The sequence below is a fragment of the Desulfoferrobacter suflitae genome, assembly GCF_022603395.1.
GTDB classification, from domain to species: Bacteria; Desulfobacterota; Syntrophobacteria; order Syntrophobacterales; family Syntrophobacteraceae; genus Desulfoferrobacter; species Desulfoferrobacter suflitae.
In genome coordinates this window covers 1-25,896 of record NZ_JAIBKA010000012.1, presented here as the reverse complement: position 1 = coordinate 25,896, position 25,896 = coordinate 1, and the positions used below count along the sequence as shown (strand labels likewise).

Sequence of the window (25,896 nt, the reverse complement as noted above, 5' to 3'; positions counted from 1 at the left end):
CTTACTCCTCTTCTCGTTTCCAGCTTCCAGCTTCTCGCTTCTCGCGTCCCGCCGGCAGCAGAACCTGCACGGCCGTTCCTCGGCCCTGCTCGCTCTTTACTCGAATCTCTCCCTCGTGAGCCAGTATGATCTCGCGGGCAATGGCCAGGCCGAGCCCGACGCCATTGTCTTTGGTTGTATAAAAAGGATCAAAAATTCGCTGCTCGCTGTCTTCAGGAATACCCATACCGGTGTCTCTTATTTCGACAATTACCCAATTCTTCACTCGTTTCTTGCAAGATACGCCCACGCAGACGCAACCTTCATCCGCGATGGATTCCATCGCGTTTTTCACAATGTTCAGGATTGCCTGCTCCATTTTGCGGGCATCCATGAAAATCAAGGGCACATGGTTGGACCACTGCTTTTGTATTTGAATATTTTTTGGCTGTGCTTCCTCCCGAGCAAGAAAAACGATTCTCTCAAGAAGATCGATCAGCGACTGCGGCCGCAAATCCATGCGGCTGCTTCGAGAAAGGCCGAGAAAGTCTTCAATGATACCATTGAGCCGTTTGATTTCATAACGTACGATGTGGGTGATGCGATTAAAGGCTTCTTTTTTGCCCGGCTCGTTGGGAGCATAGTCGCTCTGGATTCTCTGGGCCGCCATGCTGATGGAGTTAAGTGGGTTGCGGATTTCATGGGCCACTCCGGCCCCGAGCATGCCAAGGGAAGAAAGCCTTTCGGCCTGATGCAATCGCTCCTGCATGGCCTGGAACTTTGCTACGTGGCGGTTCTGGCTCTGATAGAGGAGTCCCATGGCAAGCAGGCCGATCATCACCATCAATCCGGTCCATAGCCAGATGTGTCGACGGTTCTCCGCCAGCAGCCGGTCGGTTTCCTGGGTTTCAATGCCGACTCGGGTGGTACCCGCGGCGTTTCCTTCAAGCTGGAAAGGGTAAGATAACTCGAGAAACTTCATATCGCCCACCCGGACGCATTGGCCTACCGGACTAGCCGGGTCTCTCGCCGCCCCGGCCACCAGCAGGCACTCTTCCACCTTTTCTTCGGGAATGCTCCCCGAACGCGCAAGAATGCGGCCTCCTGCATCTTCTACAGCGAGATAAACCACACCTCTGCCCCACTGAAGCTCTTCTATGGCCGACTGGATCGCCACCCTCCACGCCCAGTATTTAAGGCCTTTGGAATCCAATGCCAGAAAGACTGCGCCCCTGCCGTCATGCTTACGAACGCCGACGTAGCCAATGGATTCTCTTCTGTTCAATCCGTGGAAGAGGTGAATAACTACCTCGTTTCCCCCTTCGGTGAGCGATCGAGCATGGGCTGTAAGATCGGCGGGGAGCGGGTTGCTCTGGTGAGCCGGCAGCCCCCTTTGATCAAACAGGACAATGGCTTGGAAATTCTCCTCTGCGGCAAGCTCCTGCAGCCTCTGTTGCACGGCAGTCCCCGCCAGGTCCTGCGAGTCGACGAATCGGGCCAGATCGATCAGCGCCCTGGCCATTGCTTCCTGCAGATAAAAACCTTCCTCGTCAATGGTCAGCCCGGCATAGAGACCTCGATACTCGTCTCCCTGCCGCATGAGCCGCCGATATTTTTCTTTCGATGATTTTTCAACGACTTCCGCGACGTAGAGTGCCTTTTTCTTGAGAGCATCCATGAGAAGGCGCTCCAGGCGCCTGAGGTCTAGCTGAGCCATGGTGAAAAAAAGCACCCCAAAAACCAGAAAGACCAGGGCGACAGCTACGGGTTGAAGAAAGCGGCGATTGGCTCGAACACTGAAGCCCCGCATGAAATCCATCGGTTTAATATTCATTCCTGCTTTCTCCACTTATGTGGCAGGCACCATTCGTTTGGAGTACACCAGTTGCGCAGCTGCTCAGCGGTGAGAATCCCCCTGATTTGAATCTGATAATCGATAGCGAGGTTCAGGCACTGCTTTTCGAGATCGAAGACTTCTCGGGCTTTGGCGCGGATGACACCCGCGTCTGCCTGAGGATTTCTAAACACCGATTGCAGCTCGAGCCGTTTACTCATCAGCTTGCCCTGGAGGATGGCTATTTGCTCATCATAGGCTTGCCCAAATTTATGGGCAAGTGCCAGCTGTTCACTGCTGAGGTCAAGCCTTTCCAGAGAAACACCGCCGGAAAGCATGTAGGAAGACATTCCCAGCCATTGATGCCTTGGCTGCGCGCCGGCCGCCCATGGCAAAAACAGTAAGCCAAGCGTTATGCTCACAATAATGCTTACTCTCTTCATCGATTCCACCTCATCTGGTCGCAATGGAATCTTAAAGCAATGTTTATACCAGATCAACCTGCGCACCATCCAATCATGCAAGTAGAAAATCCACAGGCTTAGGCATCGACAAGGGGAGACGCCGGCGTTGCCCTTCGACACAAATGTCGAGCTCGGACAATGCCGCTCTCTCCTTTGTCGAATTTATAAGACACTGAATCTATGACATTTTATCCAAATAGTGGGCGTCAGCAACGCGACATTTATTGCCGCCCCGTGAGGAGCGAACGCACCCGGGCAAAACCAAGGAAGTTATCAAAAGATAGTATTTTCAACGGCTTGCTCTCTTTGAACCACGGTTTTTGGCATCTGGCATGACAGTTGCCATAAACACGGGACGACGCGCAAATCAACAATATCTCATTGAAACAGGAGGCACAACCATGAAGAAATCGAGCATACTCATAGTATTTATGATCCTGGCCGCTTCAAACGCGTGGGCCTATCGCGGCGGGTGCGGGATGGGGCCGGGCTTTGGCATGAGCTCCGACATCGCATCCAGCCTGAATTTGAGCGAGGAGCAGAAGGCTCAGATCCAGGCCAGGCAGGAAGTTTTCCAGGATGAGATCAATCCCCTGCGGGACGAATTGTTCAGCAAGCGTATGGAGCTTAGAGAATTATGGGCAAAGGCCAGTCCGGAGCAGAGCCTTATCAGCGCAAAGCAAAAGGAAATTCAGGCCATCCAAAACCAGATTCAGGAAAAGACCACTCAATACCAGTTGGAATGCCGTGAGCTGCTGACTCCTGAACAGCAGGAGAAACTTGGAACCACTGTGGCTCATCACGGCGGATGGGGTGGACCCGGCCGGAAGATGCACAACTGGTAAAATCGGAGCGCGCAGGGAGCACCTCTCTCCTCCCTCCCTGCGCGCTTGCCGGCAGGGCTCACCTCAATCGGGAACAAGCGACATGGGGCGGCAGGAGCCACAGGGTTCAGATGCAGCACACTGCTTGCGCGATAAATGGCGCCTCGTTTCCTCATGTCGCTTTAGTAAGGAAAGGAAAATTCCATGAAACAAGCGAGAGTTGTTGTGACCTTCATATCTCTCCTGAGCCTGTTCTGGGCCGCGGATTCTTTTGCCCAGCGCGGCATGAAATGGAGAGGCAGCGGCGGCTGGGGTTCCGGCAGCCAGTACAACCGGATGTACGATCCGAAGACCGTCGAGACCATCAGTGGTGAGGTGGTGAGTGTGGATGAGACGTCATCCATGCGCGGCATGTCGTCCTACGGCGTGCATCTGCTGCTGAAAACAGAGAAGGAAACCATCTCGGTCCATCTCGGTCCGGGCTGGTTCATCGAAAACCAGGATATCCCGATCGCCCCCGACGACAAAATCGCGGTGAAGGGCTCCAGAATCACGTTTGAAGGAGAACCGGCCATCATTGCCGCCGAGGTTGTGAAAGGCGACAAGGTGCTCAAACTGCGGGACGACAGCGGCTTTCCCGTCTGGAGCGGATGGCGGCGACGCTAGTACGCCTCGGCGAAAGTCCGCGCTTCCCTTTGCATGTTGTGGCACGGTCTGCACACTGTGCCACAACGGCGAGAGGCGACTTCTCATGCTTCTCACAAGTTATGGAAAAGAAATCGTTGAGAGCCGCGGTGAGCCTCAGGAGAGAATTCTTACATGTATTGTGAGCCTCAATGAGGACGTCGGCGAGGCGCTGCCGTATGTCAACGCGATTTTGGGCGGCCTGGAGTACACCAGGGATCCTCCCTCTTTGCGACTAAAGACAGCCGGCAAGGTAATTGAGATCCAGTCACGCACCATTTTTATCAGCAACCTCGACGATGAATTCCAAGCTGACAGGATTCTCGAATGGCTCAAGAAGGAAATCAACACAGCCTGGAAACGCCGACATCATATCAAACCACGATATGAGGGTCTTTTACAAAAAAATCCCGGCTGAAATCGGATGAGGCGGGAGCAAAAAACTAACTCGGGAGGGGAAAAAGTCGATTCATGGCGGACGTAATTTTTCTTGTGGAGTTACTATGGTCGAGATTGAACCGCATCGGGAAACTACAAGCCAAGATACCTCCCAGCTTTCTCAAACTGCCGTTTTGGGGGTGCACGGTCACGCTGCTGGTTGGCTGCAGCACCCTTCCCCTCCAGCAAGCGGCAACCGTGAGCCAGCCTGCAGCGTCCCTGCACCCCTTTGAAGCCCCCACAACCGGAGTTCCCAAAATGCACCTCGATGCTTCCCAGCAAGAGACTTCCGCCACCAAATCCCAGCTCATCATTCCCAATCATGCAGCAATCGATGAGTGGGTTGCCCACCATGTGGAGGAAACTCCGAAGTCTTTTCAAGCCTGTCTCGACCGAGCACGACCTTATGTCAAACAGGCGCGCGAAATTTTTCAGCAGCAGGGGCTGCCCCCGGATCTGGTTTATGTTGCGTTGGTGGAAAGCGGTTTTTCGCCAACGGCCAAATCCCCCGCCAATGCGGTGGGGATGTGGCAGTTCATCTCGGCAACGGGCAAGCGCTTTGGCTTACGCCAGAACAGGTGGATCGACGAGAGGCGGCATCCCTTTAAGGCGGCACGGGCCGCGGCGGAATACCTGTCATTTCTCTACGACACCTTCCAATCGTGGCCTCTGGCTCTCGCTGCTTATAATGCCGGTGAAAAAAGGGTACAGGACGCTCTGGAGGCAACCGGCTTCGAAACCTTTTGGGAGCTTGCCGAAAACGGCTCCCTGCCGAAGGAAACCCGCGACTATGTGCCCAAAGTCCTTGCCGCCATTCGGATTATCAACCAGCCTGAACGTTTCGGGTTTCGGTTTGACCCCGAGGAGTGCACCGCAGCCTGCGCAACCATTAACGTGCCGGGTGGCATCAGCCTCGCCTGGCTGAGCGAACAGGTGGACATCGAGGTGGCAGAGCTTGAGACTCACAACCCTGAGATCTGCAACGGGGCGACGCCGCCCGGCCAAAAACGCTACGCGCTGTGTGTGCCGGCTGCAAAACGAAAGCTGGCGGCGGCCAGGCTTTCCAACCTGTCGCTTACGCCCGGAGCCTTCGCAGCCGTTCCATACAAGGTCAAACGCGGCGATACATTATATGGTTTGGCAAAGCAGTTCGGCAGCAGAGCTTCGCTTTTGGCCGCCTTCAATCGCATGCGTTTGGCGGACCCTCTCGTCGCAGGAAAAACCATCCGCATCCCCCTGAGCGGCTCTCAGAACGTGGCGAGCCGCAAGTCTTTTGCTAATTTGCTGAGCAAAAGAGCAGTAGCTGCTTCTGCCCGCAAGCAGAGGTCAGTATCAAACCCTGCTTCAGCGGACCGTTGCCGACTCGCATCCTACAAAGTGCGCGCCGGAGACACACTCTGGTCCATCGCCAGGCGCTTTGAAACCAGTCTGAACAAGATATTGACTCACAATACACTGAAACCTGAAGAAACCCTGCATACCGGCAGGGTGCTCACCATCTGCGTTGCCGAATCCCACTTCGACAGCTGAAAGAGAACTTGAGGACCTAACCGATGAAGCTGATCATGTTGACCCTGTTTACACTTCTTTACACCGGCGGCTGCGCGCTGGTTCACCCAACCAATTCCGGCGTGCCGGTTGAGGATCTTCGGTTTCTCCAGGAAGAAATTCCGGTTCCTTCCCCCAAGCATACTCAACCGCTGGAGCTGAGCGGGGAAATGACCCTGGATCGCTGTATAGAAACGGCATTGCAGAACAATCCCGAACTGGCCGCAAGCGACTGGGATGTGGCCGCCTCGGTCGCCCGCGTCAAGCAGGCGCAAGCTTCTCGCTGGCCCAGCCTGGGTGTGGAGGCAAATGTAGCGCAATATCTCGACAATCAGAGGTTGATTCCGACTCGGTACAACGGCGAGCCGGGTGATTTCGACGATCAGATTGTGCGCCAGGATTTGGTGTTGAGACTGCCAATCTTTACCGGCGGGCGCATCACCAACGAGATTCGCGCCGCGGAGCTACTGCGCCAGGCGCAGGAAGGCAACCTGACGCGCACCCGAGACGAGCTGATCTTCAATGTTTCCAGCACCTTTTACGCCATCCTAGGGCAGCGCAAGGTGCTGCGCTCCATCGAATTTTCCATGCAGGCCATGGAAGAAAATCACAAACAGGTGGCCGAGCTTTTAGCTGTGCAAAAGGCCGCCAAGGTCGATTTGCTCCGCACCGAGGTGCGGCAAGCCGACCTCAAACAGAGCTTGGTGCGGGAAGAGAACGTCCTGGCCATCCAGAAACGGGTGTTGGCCAATCTGCTGGGGCTGGATTATCGCTCGGAGAGACTTTCCTTCGAGGGTAAGCTCCAGTTCGAGCCGGTGGATTATGACGCCGACCGGTTGCTTGCCGCCGCCCTGCAGGACCGGCCCGATTATCAGGCGGCTAAATCCAGGCTGGAGGCGCAGGCCCGACGGGTCGACATCGCCAGGGCAGGTCATTGGCCGACCGTATCGGTGCTGGGAGCATACGGTTTGCGCGCCGATTTCAAGGGTGACGCAGAAGACGCGGGCGCCGTAGGGCTGGGAATGAGCATCCCGTTGTTTGAAGGCGGCCGCGTTGTGGCCAAAGTCAACGAAGAAAAGGCCGCGCTTGCGGCCGCCCAGGAGCGGCTGCGCAGGCTTGAGCTGCAGATTCGCCAGGAAGTCGAGACGGCGCTGTTGGACGTGCGATCCAACCGCGAACGCGTGAAGGCGGTGGAAAAGGCCATCGAACAGGCTAAAGAGAGCCTGCGGATCGAACGGATGAAATACGATCTCGGCATGGGGGCGATCGTCGACGTATTGGATGCACAGTCGGCTCTGCTGCAGTCGGAAACCAGCTACTATCGGGCACTGGCGGATTTCCGCAGCGCCATTGCCCGACTTAAGCTGGCTACAGGAGGAAAACTCTCGTGAAAAAATGGCTTCTCCCCATAATGTTGCTGGTTCTTTTAATAGCGATTGGATGCATTGGGATATATTTCTACAACCCTGCCACTGCGGCGGACCAGTCGGAAAAACCGGCTAATGGGTCCATGGCCGCGGCACCAGACAACACTGCCGGACAGCCGCCCAAAGACCTTCCGCGGGTCGTGGCGCAGCCGGCGCAGCCGGAAGCCATATCTCGCACTCTGGAGCTCACCGGCTCGGTTACGGCCACCAAGATCGCGCGTCTTGCCGCCCCGGTAGAAGGACCCGTGCAAAACTGTCGAGTACGGGAAGGAGACCGGGTGGAGCCCGGCCAGCAGGTTGTGGTGATCGGCCGCAGCCGGGGCGCAGAGGCCCTGCTGGCGGCGGCGCAGCAGGCGTTGAGTGAGCAGTCGCAAGAGCTGTCGCGGGTCAAACAGCTGGTGGACAACGGGGCGATCCCCGGGGCTCAACTGGATACCGCCAGATCAAAATACGAAAACGCCCGGGCCCAGTTCGCCAAGGCCAAAGAGAGCGCCGAAGACTATTCCATCACCTCTCCCTGGGCCGGCGTGGTCTCCAAAGTCTTAGTCGCCGATGGGGATTACGTGACGCCGCGGGCCACTCTGATTGAAATCTACGATCCGCGCAGCCTGGCTGTGCAGCTGGCGGTGCCGGAGGGGCAATCGACGGTGGTGCGGGAAAAAATGCCGGTACGGGTGGAGCTGGACGCCTATCCGAAAAAGCGTTTCAGAGGGGAGATCAGCAGGGTTTACCCGGAGCTGGATACCCGTATGCGCACCCGTACTGTGGAGGTTTCTATCCAGGATCCCATCGATTTGATTCCGGGCATGTTCGCCCGAACGCAAGTGGTGCTCGAGGAAGTCCGGCAAGCGTTGGTGGTTCCCGTTGAAGCGGTAAGGATTTCTCCCAATGAGAGCCGCATCGCGTTCGTGGTTCAGGACGGCAAGGCTGTTTTGCGCAAAATCGAAACCGGCATTGAGGCCGGCGGCAGAGTGCAGATCCTGAAAGGCATCGATCCTGGGGAGCAGGTCATCGTGGCGGGGCATGAAAAACTTAAAGACGGCTCAGCCGTTCGCGTTGATAAAGGAGGCAGCAAATGAAAGTCACGCCGGCCGCGGTTAATCGCCGCACCGCCACCAGCGTCATCACCGTCGCTCTGATTGTGCTTGGCATTTATGGGTTTTTGCAGCTTCCGGTCAACTTTTTGCCGGACATGACCTATCCCATGATCAAAGTGCATATCTGGTGGCGCGGGGCCACTCCGGACGAAATCGAAACCAACCTGGCCGAGCCCATCGAACGGCAAATGGCCACCGTCGATGGGATCGACTACCTGGAATCCTCTTCCATCGAGGGGATGTATACTTTGGTTGCCAACTTCAAATACGGCATCGACATCGATGTGGCTTACCAGGACGCCCTGGCGGCTATGGCTCGGGTGGCCCGGCAATTACCCAAGGATATCGATCCGCCCATTGTCATCAAAGCCGACCCAAGCCAGCTTCCGGTGGTGCAGCTGACGGTAAAGTCCGATCAATGGGACCTGGTGCAACTGCGCACCTGGGCCGACCAGTGGCTGCAGGATCAGCTCCTGTCTGTTGCCGGAGTAGCCGGGACCGAGATCGTCGGCGGGCTTAAAAGAGAAATTCGCGTTCATCTGGACCCGGACGCCCTGGAAAAATATTCCCTCTCGCTGCCCGCCGTGCTCAAACGGCTGCAGGAAGAAAACATCGAGCAATTCGGCGGCCGCGTTACATCCGGCCCGCACGAATACATTGCGCGCACCATGGGTGAATACCAGTCGGTCGAATCCATCGGCTCGATTGTGCTGGCCCGAAACGGGGAGGCAAAGATTCATCTGCGCGACATCGCCGAAATCAAAGACGGCCATGAGGAGGTGCGGGTGATCACTCGTTTGGGTGGGCAGCCGTGCGTCAAGCTGAGCGTCCTCAAGCAGGCGGATGCCAACACCGTAGAGGTGGCACAGGCGGTGGACCAAAGAATTCGTGACCTCAAGCCGGTTCTGCCGGCAGGAATCGAGCTCGGCACGGTGGAAAACCAGGCCGACTACGTGACGGCGGCTTTGAACGGGGTGCGCAGCGCAGCGGCCCAAGCCGTTGTCTTGGTCATTCTGGTGGTTTACCTATTCCTGGGGAGCTGGCGCCATGCGCTGGTGATGCTCCTGGCACTGCCGGTCACGGTGGTGCTCAATTTTGCTCTCATGAAGCTCGGCGGCTTCTCCCTCAATATTTTCTCACTGGGGGGGTTGGTGGTCGCAATCGGTGTGGTTCTCGACAACTCCATTGTGGTGCTGGAAAATATCACCCGTTTGAAGCAGCTGAACCCACAGGACACATCTGCCAAAGCGGCCATCGCGGGGACTGCAGAGGTCGGATCGGCCATCCTTGCCGCGACCATTGCTTTCCTGGCCCTCTTCGTGCCGTTTCTGCTGGTTCCGGGCTTAACCAGCCTGCTTTTCCGGGAGTTGATCCTGGTGATCGCCGGAATCGTTGTAGTGAGCCTTGTGGTGGCCGTGTCCGTGACGCCCATGTTGACCGACTTTTTGACGGGTGGTCTGCAACAGACAACTGATCGCAAGAATCTTTTTGAGCGCTTTTATGATGCGGTCACCAATGCGTACGGAGCTCTTTTGAGTTTGACCTTGCGAGCTCGCTGGTTCGTTATTCCCTTATTTTTGTGCGTCTTAGGCGGGGCCGTCTTGTTGGCGCCCAGAGTCGGCAGTGAATTCTTGCCGCAGGTGGACGACGGCCGGGTGATGGTGAAGGTGAAGTTGCCCACCGGCACTTCGGTTGGGCAAACGGAAAGCGTGCTGACGCAGATAGAGCAAAAGCTCGCTCACGACCCGCTGATTGAAAGCTATTTTACTCTGGCCGGCGGCAAAGTGTGGGGCCTTTACACCTATGAAATCGCCAATGAGGGCCAGATCGACATCCAGCTGGCGCCGCGCGCCGCCCGCAATTTGAGCACCCAGAGCTACATCAAGCGTTTGCGCAAAGCACTGGCGGGCGCGGCCCCCGCCGGCGGCAAAGTGATGGTCATGCAGGCCAAAATCAAGGGGTTGCGGAAGATGGGCGAAGCGGATATCGAAGTCAAAATCAAGGGACAAAGGACGGATGAACTGTTTCAACTGGCCCGTCAGACCGCGGATGCGATCAAAAACTCAAACCACTTCGCCAACGTATATGTGTCCCTGGACATGACAAAGCCGGAGCTCAAAGTGATCCCGGATCGGGTGCGGGCCGCCGAGCTCGGGGTCTCCATGGCCGATGTGGCCGGGACGCTCAAGTCCCTGGTATCTGGGGCTGTGGCAACGCGATATCGCGATGGCGACGAATTCTACAACGTGCGGGTGATGATTCCCGAAGAAAAAATCAACTCGCAGCATGACCTCGAGCAGTTAATCCTCAACTGCGCTCAGGACGGCTACCTGCGGCTGAGCGATGTGGCCGAGGTTCGTGCCGCCGTGGGCCCGGTGGAGATCATTCGGGAAAATCAGGTGAAAGAAGTGATCGTAAGGACCGACGCCGCCGGGGTGAGCGTCGGACAGGCACTTTCCGAGCTCAAGAACGCTATGCAAGCCATTGAGTTTCCGGTAGGTTATGAAGTAACCTACGGCGGTCAGGCCCAGATGATGACCGAGATGACCCGAACTATTCTGATGATTTTCGGCTTTGCCGTGTTTTTCGCCTTTGTAGTACTGGCGGTGCAGTTCAACAGCTTGAAACTGCCCGCATTGATCCTTGTGAGCGCCCCGTTTTGCCTGGCGGGTATGATTTATGCCTTATATTTTGCGGGCCTTCCGATCGGGGCCACGGTTATCATCGGAGTCTTGGTGGTGGTGGCCGCCGCCATCAACGGCGGCGTGCTGCTGATGGTCCTTGCCGAAGAATTGCGCGAACGGGGCAGCGCTTCGGTTGAAGCGGTTCTGGAGGCGGCAAAAGTGCGCCTGCGCCCGCGCCTTATGGTGACCTTGACCACCGTGGTCGGGTTCATCCCGCTGGCTTTGAACCTCGGCGAAGGCGGCGATATGCTCCAGCCCATGGCGGTTGCCGCCATCGGCGGTCTGAGCATGGGGCTGCTGGTTGCCTTGTTTTTTATGCCGTGCCTGTATGTGGCTTTTTCAAGAAGCGGCTCGGCCTAAGTCGAAATCAAAAACCCTTTGACGGAGGTATTGGTGAGAAAGCAATTTGATTTTCATGCCTTACTTGTTCTTGTTTTCCTGATCGCACTGCTTGGCGGTGCGCTCATCTCCTGCAGCAACGAAGAACCACGAAGCGCCCCGTCGGCGGCGGTTTCTTCCGGTGGTATTCCGGACGTACCGGTCAAAGGCATGGTCACGATGCTGGATATCGGCGCCACCGAGTGCATCCCCTGCAAGATGATGGCGCCCATCATGGAAGAGCTGGAAAAAGAGTACCACGGCAAGGCGGCCATTGTCTTTATCGATGTCTGGAAGCATCGGGAGCAGGGTCCGAAATATGGCATCCGGGCAATCCCGACGCAAATTTTCTATGATAAGGAGGGGAAAGAAGTCTATCGCCATGAAGGCTTTATGGATAAAGAAAGCATTGTTGCAGAGCTGCGAAAATTGGGAGTGGAGTGAGCAGTGAACGGTGAGCAGTGATGGTGAATAAGTAATGCCAGTCAGGTGAGGGTGTGGGAAATGCCGACTCATAAAGAGCTGGAAGTTTGGAAGCAGGCGATTGAGCCGGCCAAATTCGTCTATGAGTTGACAGCAACCTTCCCCCCATTTGAACTGTACGGGCTGACTTCCCAGATGAGGCGGTCGGCGGTATCGATCGCGAGCAACATAGCAGAAGGTGCGGCAAGGGCCACGGACAAGGAGTTTATCCATTTCTTGCACATCACTTCGGGCTCCATAGCTGAGCTCGATACTCAGTACATTCTGGCAAAAGAGCTCCAATTCACTGAAGCTTTGATTGCCCTGGAAACGAGTATTGAGAGGGTCAGAAAGATGACCGTGGGCCTCATCAAATATCTCAAGGTTAAGCAGTGAAGAGGTGATCCGTGAACTGTTCACTCATCACTGTTCACTGCTCACTGAACGAGGAGTCATGTATGTTCGATCAGCTTTTGTTGACCATTAACTCGTGGATGATGGCCGGTACGATCCTTGCCGCAGTGGGGTGTTTTCTGTGGGGGATGGTAAGTGTGGTGTTCAGCCCGTGTCATCTCGCCTCCATTCCGCTTATCGTGGGCTATGTGGCAGGGCAGGATAAGGCGCTCAAGGCAAAGCACGCCGTTCACTATGCTGCGGCTTTCACCATTGGATTGTTCATCACCATTGCCCTGGTGGGCATCATCTGCGCACTGCTTGGCCGCATGCTGGGCGATGTGGGGCCTTACTTTACCATCCTGGTGGGGGCGGTCCTCATTTGGGTGGCCGTTGACATGCTGGGACTTGCCAAGTGCTCCATGTCGGGCAGTCTGCTGGGCCGCATCAAAATCAAGGGACGGATCGGCGCTTTTGTCCTCGGACTGGCCTACGGGGTGCTTTCAGGCTCCTGCACATTCGGTTTCATTGCGCCGATTCTTGCCATCATCACCATTCAGCAAAAAATCGTGACGGGTATCTTGTTGATCGTGCTGTTCGGAATCGGCCACTGCATTCCCATTGTTATTGCCGGAAGCTCCACCGCCACGGTGAAAAAGCTGCTGGAAAGCAGCTCCTTCAATGAGGGCGGAATGTGGTTTAGAAAATGCGCCGGGGCCGTGATCGGGCTGTTGGGGATTTATTTCATCCTGCGGCCGATCTTTGGAATTGCATGAAAACAGTGAGCGGTGAACAGTGATGAGTGAGCAGAAGATAGGTCAGAAACCTGCGGATTTTTTCGCTATCACTGCTCACTCACAGATTTGGAGGAAGGAATGATTTTTCGCACTTTCAAAAGCTGTATTGCTTTGTACCTTCTGTTATTGGCGACAGGGTTCTGGGCTGATGCACAGGTGCAGGCTGCCCAGCCCGAAACCAAGCTCGGTTCGGCAAACACGGGGCAAGGTCCGACCCTGCAGTTGCCGGAAACGCAGTTCGACTTCGGCGAAGCCTCCGAAACGGGCGAAGTCGCCCATGACTTTGTGGTCAGGAACACCGGCACCCAAGTACTGCAAATCCAGCAGGTGCGCCCCGGGTGAGGCTGCGCTGTGGCCCATTTTGACAGGGCCGTCCCTCCCGGAGGCGAGGGAAAGATCACTTTGCGGGTGAAGCTCAAAGGCTACGAGGGTCCGGTGAGCAAAACAGCCACCGTGATGTGCAATGATCCTCACAACCAGCGCACCGTTTTAACCATGAAGGGAACGGTCAAGCCGCTCATTGCGGTTCGCCCCAATCGTTATGTGCAGTTCCAGGGGGCGGCAGAGCGACTGGCGCCGGCAACGGTCGAGCTGATCGCCAACCCGGAGCCGTTTCATGTGCAAAAAACCGAAGACAATTTGCAGGGAAACGTCTCCTACCGGATGGAAACTTTAGAGGACGGCAGGCGCTACCGGCTGATCATCGCAAATGAATCCAGAGAAGGGAATTATGCAGGGTTCATCAAGGTCCTTACCGATCACCCCGAAAAGCCGGAGCTTATCGTTCGGGTGAATGGCAGAATCGAGGGAACAATTGCCGTAAAACCGCCGACGGTGGCGGTGGGGAAACCGAACCCGCAGCAACCGGTGCGATCGGGCAAGGTAGTGATCGTAAACAACCGCGGCGAATCCTTTCAGATCACCCGCATCAGCTATGATGAGCGACTGCTTGAAGTCATGCAAAAACCTTTGTATGAGCAGGCTGGGTTTGTGCTGGAAATCAAACCCAGAATGGAAAATATCTCTGCCGGCACCAGGACCGAAACCATTATCCGGGTGGAAACCGACGTGCCTGGAGAGAAAGAGGAAATCAAAGTGCACATCGTCAATCTTTAAAGCGCGGCCGAACCGTTTGATTACGAAGACCAATGAAAAGAGCTCACCGCTCACTGCTTACTACTCAGGAAGATAGGTTGAACCGAATGCCTCAAAAAATAGTCGTTTTTCAGCAGAATGGCAGTGGTGAAAAAAAGATCCACGAACTAAGGTTACAGAAAGACGGGCTGATAAAACTGGAGATCATCTCCATCGATTCTCCTTTGCCTCCGATCCTGGATGAATCCGATGAGTACCTACCCACGCATTTGAAGGCCGACCTGGTGCTGGATTTTCTCAAGCACCCGGACCTTTCCCTCGACCTGGCAAAACTCTGTGAATCTCTGAAAATCGCCATAGTCGCCTCGGGCAAGAAACATCGAGTCAAGTGGGCCATCAAGCCGCCAACTTGATGTGGACTCTCCAGGCAGGTCTGCCTGGGAACCTACGGCGAAAGATTTGGCGCCCCGGAGCTTGCAGCGGAAGTCTCCAATGGCGGAATTGATCGTGTGGAGGTATTGCGGGGGGCTCCCTGCGGCGCAACCAGAGAAGCTGCGGCGAGAATTGTCGGCTGGCCGTTGGAGGAAGCCGCCACCCGCATCGGGCTGGAAACTCAGTACTTCTGTTCGGCCGACCCGGCGGGCTGGGATCCGCTTTACGGTAAAAGCCCCGTTCATTTTGCAGGGGAAGTGCATAAGGCTGCCTTGCTGAGTGCCCTTGAAAAAAATAGAATATCGGCTCAGGGGCGATTAACCTAACTGGCAATTCATAAGCCGGCAGGAGGTTTCTGATTCGAGGGGAATCTGCAAAATACCTGCAAAGGGCTTTGCGCGCCATCAACTTTGCACCCATTCCCGAACTGGTTCAATGCCTTTATCGGCAAGCTCGGCTTGGGAGCCCTCTTGCAGGTCATCTGTTGCACTCACCCGGTGATCGAGAGGCGCTCTATCAAGCTCTCCCCTTTGGTGTGTTGCTCGAATCCATGGAATGGGAGGATAGAAAGAACCTTCGGCAAGTTCTCGTCACGCTTGGACTTCGGGGCCTCAATAACAAGAAAATCACAGAAGTAATCGAAGAGATCGTAGTTAAGCTGGCTGACCCTTCGGCCGAGTAGACAAGCTGTTTGGGACACAAAACAAATACGCAAGAGTCTCCTCACCCAACCGGTGCTGTGACGGCGACGGCAGCACCTAAAGGTACCGGCATTTGAATCAGGGCCGGTCAGAATATCTTTTAGCTGAAGTCGATGCGTTGGCGGCAGGCACTACGACCACCTGCCCATCATGATGCAGAACGTCTACCTGCACATCGTATACCGCTTGCACCATTTCCGCCGTGACCTGGTCCGGTCGGCCGCAGGCGAACACTCTGCCGTGTTTCAGGAAAAGGAAACGGTCCGCAAAACGCAAGGCCAGGTTCAAATCGTGCATGGTCATCACGGCGGCGATCCCGTGCTGTTTGGCCACCCGGCGGATGGTGCCGAGGATATCCAGCTGGTTCTTCAAATCCAGGCTGCTGGTGGGTTCATCCAAAAGGAGCACCTGTGGCTCCTGCACCAATGCGCGGGCAATGCACACTTTCTGCAACTCGCCGCCGCTCATCTCATCGATGTGCCGCAGCGCCAGATGTTCCAGTCCAAGATGGTGCAGCACCGCGCTCACTTTTGTCAGATCTTCCCGGCTCACTCTCCAGCGAAGATGCGGCTTGCGCCCCAGGAGTACTGCATCGAAGGCCGTCATGCGTCCGGCTTCGTTGCGCTGAGCCACATAGCCCAGGTATTTGGCAATTTCTGCCGCCGTCATGTGAAAAACACTGGCATCTTCCACCAGCACGCTGCCGGCCCAGGGTTTGATCATGGCGTTGATGCAGCGCAGCAGAGTGGTCTTGCCCACACCATTAGGTCCCAGAACTGCCAATAATTGGCCGCGACCGAGATTAAACTCCAAATCATCGAGGACCAGACCGCCACCTTTATACCCAATCCGGATATCCTTAACCGCCAGCATCATCGGCTCCGTCTTTGAATGAGCAGATAGAGGAAAGCAGGGGCGCCCAGAAAAGCAGTGAGCACGGCTACGGGAAGAACGTGTGGGGCGAGCATCAATCTGGCTGCCGTATCGGAGGCCAGCAGCAGGACAGCGCCGGTCAGGCAGGAGGCCGGCAGCACGAAACGATGGTCGTCGCCGATGATGCGCCGCACGATGTGCGGGCAAATCAGTCCCACAAATCCGATGACTCCCAAGAATGAGACGATGAAAGCGGTCACCAGGGAGGCGATGATCATACCCGCCATGCGCACTCTTTCCACCTGCACTCCAAGACTCCGGGCGGTTTCATCACCCGCATCGATGGCATTATAGTTCCAGCGATTGAACACGAAATAAATCACCGCGGCAGCCACGGCCGCCGCCATAAATCCCACTTCTCGCCAGCCCGCCCGGCCCACATCGCCAAAGGTCCAGAAAACCATGGCCGCAAGCTGCACGTCATCGGCAAAATATTGCAAAAACATGGTGCCGGCGGAAAAAAGCGCCCCCAGAGCGACCCCGCTCAAAACCATGACTTCGGGGCTGGCCCCGCGAATGCGAGCGATGGCGACGATGATCAGCGAGGTAAGCACGCACGCAAGAAAGGCGGAAAGGGTGGTGAGATAAGGATTGGCGATAGTTACCGCGCTCACCTGGGTGGACTGCATCGTGCCCGCGTCCAGCAGCATGACGGCAAAAGCAGCACCGAAAGCCCCGGCCTGGGACAGACCGAGGGTGAAAGGGGAGCCCAGTGGGTTGCGCAGTATCGACTGCATGGCCGCCCCGGCAGCCGCCAATCCCGAACCTGCCAGCAGCGCCGCCAACGCATGAGGCAGGCGAATATTGTAAATGATGACCTGGGCGCGAGCCTCCGTCGGCATGCCCGTCAAGGCCCGCACCACCTCGCCCACCGGTACATGCACCGCCCCCACGGATATGGCTGTGACCAGGAGGAAGATGGTAAAAAGCAGCAGCCCGAGAATAAAATAGACTTTTCGGTTCACATAGGCCGTATATCCAGCCGGAAGCCGGCCATGATCCAAATGCGACATGACTAATACCCTATCTGTATCCGGCTGAAGGCCAGACCATCGAACTCCCGGTTTAATTGTTCGAACGCCTGCCCTCCGTTGAGAAAGACAGCGATTTCTTCGGCTTTGGCCATGGGATCAAGGTCGGAAAAGCGCTCGGGGTAAAGCACTTTGCCCACGAAATAGGCATTGGCAAAGACTGCCTCGAAGTTCTGGTTGTAGGAATTGTAAGGAAACAAGCCGTAAACCCGATCATCTCGAACGGCCGTCAGAGAATGGTAGACCGGATCGCTGCGTAACTGGTCGAGGGCGTTGGCGCTCGGATCGAGCCTCATGGTGGAGACGTCTACAAAGATCACCTGCGGGTCCCAGACCACAATCTGCTCTTTGGCCACCGTGGCATGGGACAGAAGCTTTTGTCGAGAAGAAAGATCGGCGGCCACATTTGTTGCGTGAGTGAAGACAAACGGGGCAAAGGACGGCTCCGTGGACTGCAGCCCGTGCGGTCCGCTTTGCCCGAGTCCGCCGATATAGCATGAGGGTCGTTTGCTCAACGGAACATCACCGGTCCGTTTTCTGATATCCCCCTCCAACGCGTCGAAATAGGCAATCACTTCCTCGGCACGTCGCTCCACACCCATGACCGCAGCCATCAGGCGCAGCGACTGGTTCAACTTTTGCCTGCCGTAAGTCAGGTTGCCATATTCCAAGGTGACCACGGGAATGCCCGTTTTGACCTGAACCCGATCCGGGTCCTGACCCGTGCCGACAAAGGTCTTAAAGATCACTTGGGGTTGCGGATCAAGGCCGGCGATCAGCTCGGGATTGTCCAACCCGCGGAACTCGCCGAACAAGGGATAGTTTTTAAACCGCGGGTTGGCGATGGCATAAGGCCGGGCATCGATGGGTGAGCCGCGCAGCTCGATGCTGTCCACCGCTACGATGCGATCATGAACCTGTAAATAAGTCAGCAGGCGCAAGCACCCGGCCCCCGAGCAGATCACCCGGGTCACTTTTTGCGGAATGGACAGCACCCTCCCCGCTGCATCGGTGATAGTTCGCACCTCCTGGGACCAGCTCAGCCCAGGCCGCAATAGCACAAACACCAAGGCGGCCGCGGTCAGAAGCGAATAAAGCATGATCCGAAAAGGTATCCGGTTGCGATCGCCCAAAGAGAATCTGCCAGGTGTATTCACAATCTTTTCTTTTCCCTTTACCTGGGTTTAAGCTGTTCACGCCGTCTACCCTTCTGCAACTAAGGGCGAAAGGCTTTGGAGCAACACGTTGGCGCCGACCCGCGGTAAGCCGATCAGAATTCCACCTTCACCCTGCCGATGATGATCCTGCCCGGGGCAATGGTGTCCTGATTGCTCCCCGTGGATAGAAGGTACTCTTTGTCGAGAAGATTTTGCACGTCAAGACCGAGAGTAAAACGTTCGAAGAGCTTCCTTGAAAGCGAGAAATCAAGGGTCCAAAAATTCCCGACCTTCTGCGTGTTTTCAGTGTCAAAAAAGATGTCGGCATAATAATTTGCCAGGAAGTAGACATTGACGATTTTGGGATTCTTATACCAGATTCCGAGGTGCACTTTGTGCCTGGGGTCATTGGTCAGATAATTGCCTTCGAGATTTTCATCATCTTTGTTTTCGTTGATCTTGGAGATATTGTAGGTGTAGTTGCCGAACAGGGTCAGGTCGTTTCTGGGGCTCCATTCGGTTTCGAGCTCAATGCCGTAAATATCGACCTTATCAATGTTTTCGATTTTATACTCATTGTAGATCTTGCCGCTTTTCTCGTAGTATTTGACCAGTTTGTCGCCGATGTAATCACTGGCAAACGATTGATAAAAGGTCAGCTTAGCCATCAGGTTATTCAGCAGGAACCGCTCCACTCCTATGTCGTAGGAAATGATCTTTTCCGGATCGAGGTCCGGATTTGCATATCGATAATAGGTGCCGCCGCTGCGCACATGCACTTTGTAAAGCTCGAACAGGCTGGGTGCGCGGAACCCTGTTCCACCTGAGGCCCGCAGCGTGGTTTTCTGGTCGGGGTGAAAAGCGATGCCGGCTTTGGGCGAAAAGTTGTTCCAAACACTGGAATCATAGCTGTTATCATACGGAGTGATGCCCCCCTCCGGCTTGGTGTCCCAATTCTTCCCATCGGAGTTTTGTATCCAGTCGTAGCGCGCTCCGATATTTGCAATCAGGCGATCGTCGAAAAACCGAAAATCGGCACTCACAAAGGGTGATACAAAGTCCTGTTGGCCTTCTGCGCCGGCATCGCGGCTGCTCGTTGTATAATCCTCGTCGTACCCCCATGAGACCTTCTTATAAGCTGCTCCGACAACCAAGCTTGACCATTCTGCAAGCTGAAAATTCGACTGCAGATCGGCGCCCCAAGTGTAGGTGGATGGGTAGTTCTCTATCCGAGACAGAGACGAATAGTCATCGCTGGCCGTATCTTGATAGGCGGTTTTATCGGAGCGGTTGAGATAGACGAGACCTTTCAACCCAAGGCTGCCGGACTGCCGGGTGTAGGTCAGCCAGTACTGGTCCAGCTCCAGTTCGTCATAAAAAAACTCCCGTCCCTTGCCCATGTCATGTTCGTAGTATATGCCTGAAACGTCCAGGTTAGAATGCGGATCGACATCATAGGTCGCCTTGGCGAGCACCTGCCCCACATTGCGATAGCGCCTGGTATTGAAGTCCTCAAGCGGATCATCCATGAAAAAGCCGTTGCTTCCTTCGTAGCCGCCGGTAGCCAGAAGACCGAAGTCTTTGACGCTTTGGGAATGGAACATCGAGCCGCCGAAGGTGTCGCCTGTCCCCGTCATGCCCGTCACATGCGTCTTGCGTTCTTTTGCGGGCTTTTTGGTAATGATGTGAATGATGCCCCCGAGACCCTCCGACCCGTAAAGCGCCGATGACGGGCCGCGGACGACTTCGATCCTCTGGATGGCCTCCTTCGGTATGTGCCCCCACGCCACCCAGGCAACGGCATTGTTGAAATTGTCATTTTGCGGAACGCCGTCCACCATCAGCAGCACCTTATTCTTGCCGGCCCCGCGAAGGATCAGCGGACTCTGAATGCCATTCGTCTGCTGCGTGTAATACCTGAAGTTGTACATGCCCGCCATGCTGCGCACGATGTCCTCGACCCTTTCGAAAGGAGATGCCATGATCTCCTCTTCAGTGATCACCGTCACACTTTGGGTCGCATCAAAGGTCGATGTTTCCGTCCGTGTGGACGATACGACAATTTCTTCCAGACTCAAGGGTTTTTCCTCCGCCGCGGCAACACCCGCCGCAAAACACATAAACACAAGAAGCAATACTTGCTTTCTCATTGTCTTCACCTCTCTACGGCAACATACAGAAATGCGACTCCATCAAAACCTTCGGCCACTGATCAAATCACCTCTTCCCGACTCCCCAATGCTTCCTCAACCATTCGCGGAGTGTGCCGACCCTGTCATCACCCTGCCGCGTCACTCGTGGCATAATGGGTATGGAGCAATCGGCCTCCGCGGATAATCCGGGGAAGCGCCGATTGACCCGTTGCGGTCAAAAAAAAGGCCACGAGATCTTTCGGACTTTTCCCAAAAGACCTTCGTGGCCTTATTTAAATCACTGATTGCGCCAGGGGATGTTACCAAAACCAGCTGCCGGCGGGTGATTTCATCTTAATCCGGAACGTTCACCAGCCTGCCAGCCTTAAATCCAGCTACTTAAATTGCCGAGCTCCCGGGCCAAAATAAGCAGTTTGATCGCTCTTCCAAGCTTCTATCGTTCACATCTTCATGATGCGGCATGAATCAACGCGGAGTAAAATATTGTGCACGAATGCACATATAAAAAAATACACTTAGTTTGTCAAACGTTTTTACAGGTGTGCTTCCCATTCAATGGCCATTACTTAATCAACGCTCCTGATCGCAACGATTTGCTATTCTTGTTTTGCGACGCCTACTTGGGAAAGCTGCTTGAGCACCTCTTCTTCCGGAAAAAAGCCCACGTGCCGAAACACTTCCTCGCCGTCGGCATCAAAGAACGCCTGCACGGGAATGGAGCGGATGCCGTAGCGGGCAGCCAAGATTTGCTCTTCCCGCACATGGACAAACACCACATTCAATTTTTCAGGATAGTCCTTGCGCAGTTTATCCAGTATCGGTTGCATCTTATCGCAGGGGACGCAACCTGCGGCCCCGAATTCCACCATGGTGGCCTTTCCCGAGCTTCGCGCCTTGTCCACCGGATTGTCCATGGCCATTCGGTTCTGCGCCTCCACCCACTTTTGATTCACACGTATGTGCAGCGTTTTGGTCAACGATTCAACGTAGGCAGTGACGGCCTGCTGTCTTTTGTCCTGCAGCAGATATTGCCGAATACCGTCTTTCACCTGTTCAAACGGCGCTCCGCCGACCATTTCCTTGTTGGCGCGATAGAAGCTTTCGGCCTCTTCATCCGATACCGAGACATCTCCGGCAACGCTCTCGAACAATGCCTGAATTGCCCGATTATCATCCCCGCCCGCGGCCGAAATACCCTTCTTTTTTGCCTCATTCACCAAAACCCGCCGGGCGGCCTCCTGCTCCAAAACGAAAAAAAGATTTGATTCCAGCTGTCGGCGCAGGGATGCATCTTCATTGTTGACCGCTTTCATTATCTCCTCGCGGCTGATGCTCAGATCGCCTGCTGCCAGCAGAGTCTCATCCTCCAGAGGTGCGAGCTCAGCAAATCTGAGTATCCCCGTAGCCAGGTGCGGATACTTCTCGTCCACGGTCAGCGGAGCTGAGGCCCACGCCGCACCAAAGCAGCACAAGAAGAGAAGAAGGACAAACAGGCAGAGACCAAACAGCCTGTTTCGAAAAGGTTCGAACAACGTCTCAGAAACGGGCGGCATGGTCACCCTAGGTTCGGACTTGTGTATCGAAGCATGAGTATTGCCAACTCGCAGTTCACCCTTCGTTACCTCAGGGTGAATGATCGCGTTTTGAGTCCTTTTTTTAGCAATCGAATTCAAGATGTTTCTCCTTTCAACCAATAATTGAATTTTGTAAGCAGGGTCAAAAGCTCGTACTGACAGGTCTGTGAAAAAGTCGTCGGATGATCGGGCAACCGCCGCTGATGGAACCGCAAGCAAACCGCAACCTGGCCGAAAGCATATCCGGTCCAAACCGGGCAGGAGTTAACAAAGAAAAGAGCAGGTTATGAGGAAAACGGGTGGGAAACAGGAGGAGGGGTCTTTGCAACGATCGTATATGGGGCGTCCATTAGAAAGAGCCCGGAGCGATTCCGAAAGCTGCCCGGCGCTGCCCCCTTCCAGCCAGTGCGATGCGCCTCTTTCCATTCGCCCTGAGTAAGAATCGGTGATCACATACAGAGTCTTGTTGGCGGCCTTACACATTTGAGCCCTGCAAGGTCCTGAATTAGCCGGTCCCGCGTCGGTCTGCGAGCTTATGCTCTCTCTTTGCGGTTCCTGGCCAAGATACCGGGAATAGCCGGTGCATGTACCGCCAAACCCGATGCTTAGAACCAGGAGAAGAGCTATAACGGTCATCAGCTTTCTGTCGCTCATGCCAATAGATATCCATTCCATAGTGGGACTATTACTATTCACGTTTTGCCGAAAAAGCAACTTGTTAATGAAACACGCCCCATGCCTATCAATATTTATCAGGTGCGGGTCCGTTTTAGCAATGATGGTCTTGTATGAGCCTGGAAACACATCACCGATTCTTGGCTGTTGACACCTTTAAAATGGCTCGTGCAAAACTTTGAGTACACCTTCAGTGGTGTTCGCGGGCTTTGCGAAATGAGATCTGTGGCCAGTCTTCCATGACAAATCCGAGTCGCCACTCGTTGGGGGCCAGGTAGGTCAGATGGCCTTCGGCGTCGTAGGCCATATCGGAATATTGTTTGCGCTCAAACTCGTGCAGCTTCTTCTTATCTTCGCAGGCCACCCAGCGGGCCGCAGCGTAGCCGGCAGGCTCATAGTCGGCATCCACTCCGTATTCTGACTGAAGACGGGCCACCGTCACATCGAACTGGAGCTCTCCGACCGCCCCCAGGATCGCGCTACCGCCCGATAGAGGTTGAAAAACCTGGATGGCTCCCTCCTCGGCCAGTTGGGTCAAGCCTTTCTTGAGCAGTTTGCCCTTCAGGGGGTCCTTCAGGCGCACCCGGCGGAAATGCTCCGGAGCAAAACTGGGAATGCCGGTGAACTCAAGGGACTCCTTGGTGGTGAACGTGTCTCCGATTTTTATGGTACCGTGATTGTGAATGCCGATGATATCCCCCGGATAGGCTTCTTCCACGTTAGTTCGGTCCTGGGCCATGAAGATAATGGCATTGTTGAGCGCCGTCACTTTGCCGGTGCGGTGATGGACCACCTTCATGCCGCGGGTGAATTTGCCCGAGCAGACCCGCAGAAAAGCAATCCGATCCCGATGGGCCGGGTCCATGTTCGCCTGAATTTTGAAGGCAAATCCGGAAAATTCCGGCTCAAGCGGACTGACCTGTCGGCTAACGGTAGATCGGGGCCCGGGTGCAGGCGCCAGTTCGACAAAGACATCGAGCAGTTCCTGCACCCCGAAGTTGTTGAGGGCGCTGCCAAAAAAGACCGGCGTCTGATTCCCATTCAGATACTGCTCGAGGTCAAATGGTTCCGCCGCCCCTTCAAGCAGCTCCACGTCTTCGCGCAACAGGTCGGCCTGCGCTCCCAGGAGTTCATCAAGGCGGGTATCATCCAGGCTGGTGATCACCGTTTCCGCGCTTCTGCCCCTATCGGCTCCGGCCGCAAACAGTTGCAGCTGCAGGTGATAAAGATTGTAGACTCCTCTGAAATTCTTGCCCATGCCGATCGGCCAGGAAAAAGGGGTGCACTCGATCTGAAGCTTATCCTCGATTTCATCCAGAAGCTCAAGGGGGTCCTTTCCGTCACGGTCCAACTTGTTGATAAAGGTGATGATTGGGGTGTTGCGCATGCGGCAGACTTCCATCAATTTCTCGGTTTGGTGCTCGACTCCTTTGGTGCTGTCGATCACCATGAGAGCGCTGTCCACGGCAGTGAGAACCCGGTAAGTGTCTTCCGAGAAATCTTTGTGGCCGGGAGTGTCGAGCAGATTGATTTCATAATCCCGATAGTTGAACTTCATCACCGACGTGGTGACGGATATGCCGCGCGCCTGCTCGATGGCCATCCAATCGCTGGTGGCGTGACGAGTAGCTTTGCGCGCTTTGACGGTTCCCGCTAATTGGATAGCCCCGCCAAACAGAAGCAATTTTTCAGTAAGGGTTGTCTTGCCGGCATCAGGGTGGCTGATAATCCCGAAGGTGCGGCGCCGAGCCACCTCGTTTGAGAACGATCGATCTACTTCCACTTAAAATCCTTCCTTTCTTTTCTCTTCCTATCAACCGGCGGCACACTGCACGCACATGGTGGTTTCCGGTATGGCCATCAAGCGCTTGACCGGAATCTGCCGACCACACCTTGCGCACATTCCGAAATCGGGCTCATTTATCTTTTCCGACAAATACTCCAGCCTGGACAGCTTGGATTTCAATGCAAACAAGGTGGACTTGCTGATTTGTCTGCTGCTCATGGCATCCACCCGGCTGAGCCTGCCGATAGCGTTGTCGGGAGAGACCGGTCGGGCCGCATCCTCCATTTCGGCAATGCGTTCTCTTAACGTCTCTATTCCACTAGCGATCAATTCACCGACTGCTCTTCTTTCTTCTTCTTCCATCGTCTCCTCCTGCAAGTGTTCAAATAAGTCCGGTTCAACGTGCTGTCGGCCCGTTATGAATAGTTAAGAAATAGTTGAGAACTTCGATTTTCCAGATGCCGGCTATCGAATACCGGATGAAAGATCTAGTCAGTTGATTCAATATCCAATTTCAGTGTTTCCGAAGGGCGCCGGTTCGAATCAATGATTTTTAGGCGAGCTGCCGATAAAGTCCTTCCTTGATCCTCATTGCCCAGGCCGGTGGCAACAATGCAACACTCTATCTGCTCACTGCTCAACGATCACCGTTCACTGTTACATGAGAGAGGACGATAAGGCGGGTCAATCGCCCGCTGCGTACAGCGTTTTCAATCAGGGTGGATTTCCATACAATGGATGGATCATTGGCAGATAAATTGACGGTCGATCGGCCTGTCTTTGCTGCAATAAATTCACTGCCATCATCCTCTTAAATGGGGCGGCCTCTGGTCTATAAGACGATCGTTACTTGCCCAAAGGCCGCTGCATCGATTTGTTAATTGATGCCAACTTTTAAAAGAAAAACCGGCTGTGGTCAAGAGGCAAACTGATCATTCAAACAGCGGTCGATAGCAAACAACACGTTAACGATGACCATGTCAGCATCACTATGGTGCCACAAAGGTTGACATCATTTGCGGCAATTGCTATTAATACGATCATGCAAAATCTGTTTATAATGCCACCATGAAGCATTGCTTGAGTAAGAGATAAGTTCCCGACGGTCATCTCTGCCGGATTCTTCGGAGATCCGGTCTCATCGTTTGGCAAGTGTAATTAAAAGACACCAATCAGGCTAAAGCGCTTTGACCCGGTCAAAGAGACGACTGTCTTGCTTTTGGACCTCTTTTAGAGCTGCCAAATTCAATGTCTGACCCTTGCAGCCATCAGTTAAAGTAAAGCGGTAAATGATCATGTGGCCTAGGGTTGGTGCAGGCTTCCAGGTCGCTATTCTAATATAGAAAGGAA

22 protein-coding genes are annotated in these 25,896 nt (G+C 54.9%); 13 read left to right on the top strand and 9 right to left on the bottom strand.

All coding sequences use genetic code 11. The annotated features are described in order from the left end of the window. Position 1: 1 nt before the first annotated feature. Positions 2-1,813 carry a sensor histidine kinase gene (locus tag K1V27_RS18405; RefSeq protein WP_258931526.1) on the bottom strand — a complete coding sequence of 604 codons (1,812 nt, stop codon included), beginning with the start codon at positions 1,811-1,813 and terminating at the stop codon, positions 2-4. Then, positions 1,810-2,256, bottom strand: a complete 447-nt coding sequence (locus K1V27_RS18400; protein ID WP_258931525.1) for a Spy/CpxP family protein refolding chaperone — start codon at positions 2,254-2,256, stop codon at positions 1,810-1,812. The genes K1V27_RS18405 and K1V27_RS18400 overlap by 4 nt, the downstream gene beginning before the upstream one ends. Positions 2,257-2,678: 422 nt before the next feature. Here K1V27_RS18400 and K1V27_RS18395 point away from each other — a divergent pair, with 422 nt between their 5' ends. The 13 genes from K1V27_RS18395 to K1V27_RS18330 all read left to right on the top strand — a co-directional run bounded on the left by K1V27_RS18395 (position 2,679) and on the right by K1V27_RS18330 (position 15,218). Beyond that, on the top strand, positions 2,679-3,122 hold the full coding sequence (locus K1V27_RS18395; protein ID WP_258931524.1) for a Spy/CpxP family protein refolding chaperone: 444 nt from the start codon (positions 2,679-2,681) through the stop codon (positions 3,120-3,122). 183 nt (positions 3,123-3,305) lie between these two features. Further along, positions 3,306-3,767 carry a MamS/MamX family magnetosome protein gene (locus tag K1V27_RS18390; RefSeq protein ID WP_258931523.1) on the top strand — a complete coding sequence of 154 codons (462 nt, stop codon included), beginning with the start codon at positions 3,306-3,308 and terminating at the stop codon, positions 3,765-3,767. Positions 3,768-3,852: 85 nt separating this feature from the next. Further along, positions 3,853-4,203 carry a hypothetical protein gene (locus K1V27_RS18385; protein ID WP_258931522.1) on the top strand — a complete coding sequence of 117 codons (351 nt, stop codon included), beginning with the start codon at positions 3,853-3,855 and terminating at the stop codon, positions 4,201-4,203. Between the two features lie 53 nt (positions 4,204-4,256). After that, positions 4,257-5,753 (top strand): lytic transglycosylase domain-containing protein, encoded by a 1,497-nt coding sequence (locus K1V27_RS18380; protein WP_258931521.1) that lies wholly within the window; start codon positions 4,257-4,259, stop codon positions 5,751-5,753. A gap of 23 nt (positions 5,754-5,776) precedes the next feature. Beyond that, entirely contained in the window at positions 5,777-7,162 is a 1,386-nt protein-coding gene (locus K1V27_RS18375) for a TolC family protein (RefSeq protein ID WP_258931520.1), read from the top strand. After that, complete coding sequence (locus K1V27_RS18370) at positions 7,159-8,277, top strand: efflux RND transporter periplasmic adaptor subunit (protein WP_258931519.1); 1,119 nt, start codon at positions 7,159-7,161, stop codon at positions 8,275-8,277. Before K1V27_RS18375 ends, K1V27_RS18370 begins: the two co-directional genes overlap by 4 nt. Further along, positions 8,274-11,339 carry an efflux RND transporter permease subunit gene (locus K1V27_RS18365; RefSeq protein WP_258931518.1) on the top strand — a complete coding sequence of 1,022 codons (3,066 nt, stop codon included), beginning with the start codon at positions 8,274-8,276 and terminating at the stop codon, positions 11,337-11,339. Before K1V27_RS18370 ends, K1V27_RS18365 begins: the two co-directional genes overlap by 4 nt. 105 nt (positions 11,340-11,444) lie before the next feature. After that, positions 11,445-11,801, top strand: coding sequence for a thioredoxin family protein (locus K1V27_RS18360; protein ID WP_353740621.1), 357 nt, complete (start codon positions 11,445-11,447; stop codon positions 11,799-11,801). A gap of 60 nt (positions 11,802-11,861) precedes the next feature. Continuing rightward, entirely contained in the window at positions 11,862-12,215 is a 354-nt protein-coding gene (locus tag K1V27_RS18355) for a four helix bundle protein (protein WP_258931516.1), read from the top strand. A gap of 62 nt (positions 12,216-12,277) precedes the next feature. Continuing rightward, the gene (locus K1V27_RS18350) at positions 12,278-12,988 is read left to right on the top strand and encodes a cytochrome c biogenesis CcdA family protein (protein WP_258931515.1); all 711 of its coding nucleotides are present in this window, start codon (positions 12,278-12,280) and stop codon (positions 12,986-12,988) included. 99 nt (positions 12,989-13,087) lie between these two features. Continuing rightward, the gene (locus K1V27_RS18340; protein WP_268815316.1) at positions 13,088-14,125 is read left to right on the top strand and encodes a DUF1573 domain-containing protein; all 1,038 of its coding nucleotides are present in this window, start codon (positions 13,088-13,090) and stop codon (positions 14,123-14,125) included. Positions 14,126-14,157: 32 nt separating this feature from the next. Then, positions 14,158-14,862 carry a DUF166 family (seleno)protein DfsP gene (gene dfsP / locus K1V27_RS18335; protein ID WP_309574028.1) on the top strand — a complete coding sequence of 235 codons (705 nt, stop codon included), beginning with the start codon at positions 14,158-14,160 and terminating at the stop codon, positions 14,860-14,862. A gap of 68 nt (positions 14,863-14,930) precedes the next feature. Further along, positions 14,931-15,218: a hypothetical protein gene (locus K1V27_RS18330; protein WP_258931512.1), complete on the top strand. Its 288-nt coding sequence runs from the start codon at positions 14,931-14,933 to the stop codon at positions 15,216-15,218. Between the two features lie 97 nt (positions 15,219-15,315). Here K1V27_RS18330 and K1V27_RS18325 read toward each other — a convergent pair whose 3' ends face one another. The 7 genes from K1V27_RS18325 to K1V27_RS18295 form a co-directional block, all read right to left on the bottom strand. Beyond that, positions 15,316-16,113 (bottom strand): ABC transporter ATP-binding protein, encoded by a 798-nt coding sequence (locus tag K1V27_RS18325; protein WP_258931511.1) that lies wholly within the window; start codon positions 16,111-16,113, stop codon positions 15,316-15,318. Continuing rightward, on the bottom strand, positions 16,110-17,183 hold the full coding sequence (locus K1V27_RS18320; protein WP_258931510.1) for a FecCD family ABC transporter permease: 1,074 nt from the start codon (positions 17,181-17,183) through the stop codon (positions 16,110-16,112). Before K1V27_RS18320 ends, K1V27_RS18325 begins: the two co-directional genes overlap by 4 nt. A 2-nt stretch (positions 17,184-17,185) precedes the next feature. Next, positions 17,186-18,301: an iron ABC transporter substrate-binding protein gene (locus tag K1V27_RS18315; protein ID WP_258931509.1), complete on the bottom strand. Its 1,116-nt coding sequence runs from the start codon at positions 18,299-18,301 to the stop codon at positions 17,186-17,188. A gap of 170 nt (positions 18,302-18,471) precedes the next feature. Beyond that, positions 18,472-20,508 (bottom strand): TonB-dependent receptor plug domain-containing protein, encoded by a 2,037-nt coding sequence (locus K1V27_RS18310; protein WP_258931508.1) that lies wholly within the window; start codon positions 20,506-20,508, stop codon positions 18,472-18,474. A 599-nt stretch (positions 20,509-21,107) separates the two neighbouring features. Beyond that, entirely contained in the window at positions 21,108-22,184 is a 1,077-nt protein-coding gene (locus K1V27_RS18305; protein ID WP_258931507.1) for a thioredoxin fold domain-containing protein, read from the bottom strand. A 766-nt stretch (positions 22,185-22,950) separates the two neighbouring features. Continuing rightward, positions 22,951-24,543: a peptide chain release factor 3 gene (locus K1V27_RS18300; RefSeq protein ID WP_258931506.1), complete on the bottom strand. Its 1,593-nt coding sequence runs from the start codon at positions 24,541-24,543 to the stop codon at positions 22,951-22,953. Between the two features lie 30 nt (positions 24,544-24,573). Continuing rightward, positions 24,574-24,909, bottom strand: a complete 336-nt coding sequence (locus tag K1V27_RS18295) for a TraR/DksA family transcriptional regulator (RefSeq protein ID WP_258931505.1) — start codon at positions 24,907-24,909, stop codon at positions 24,574-24,576. Between the last annotated feature and the right edge of the window lie 987 nt (positions 24,910-25,896).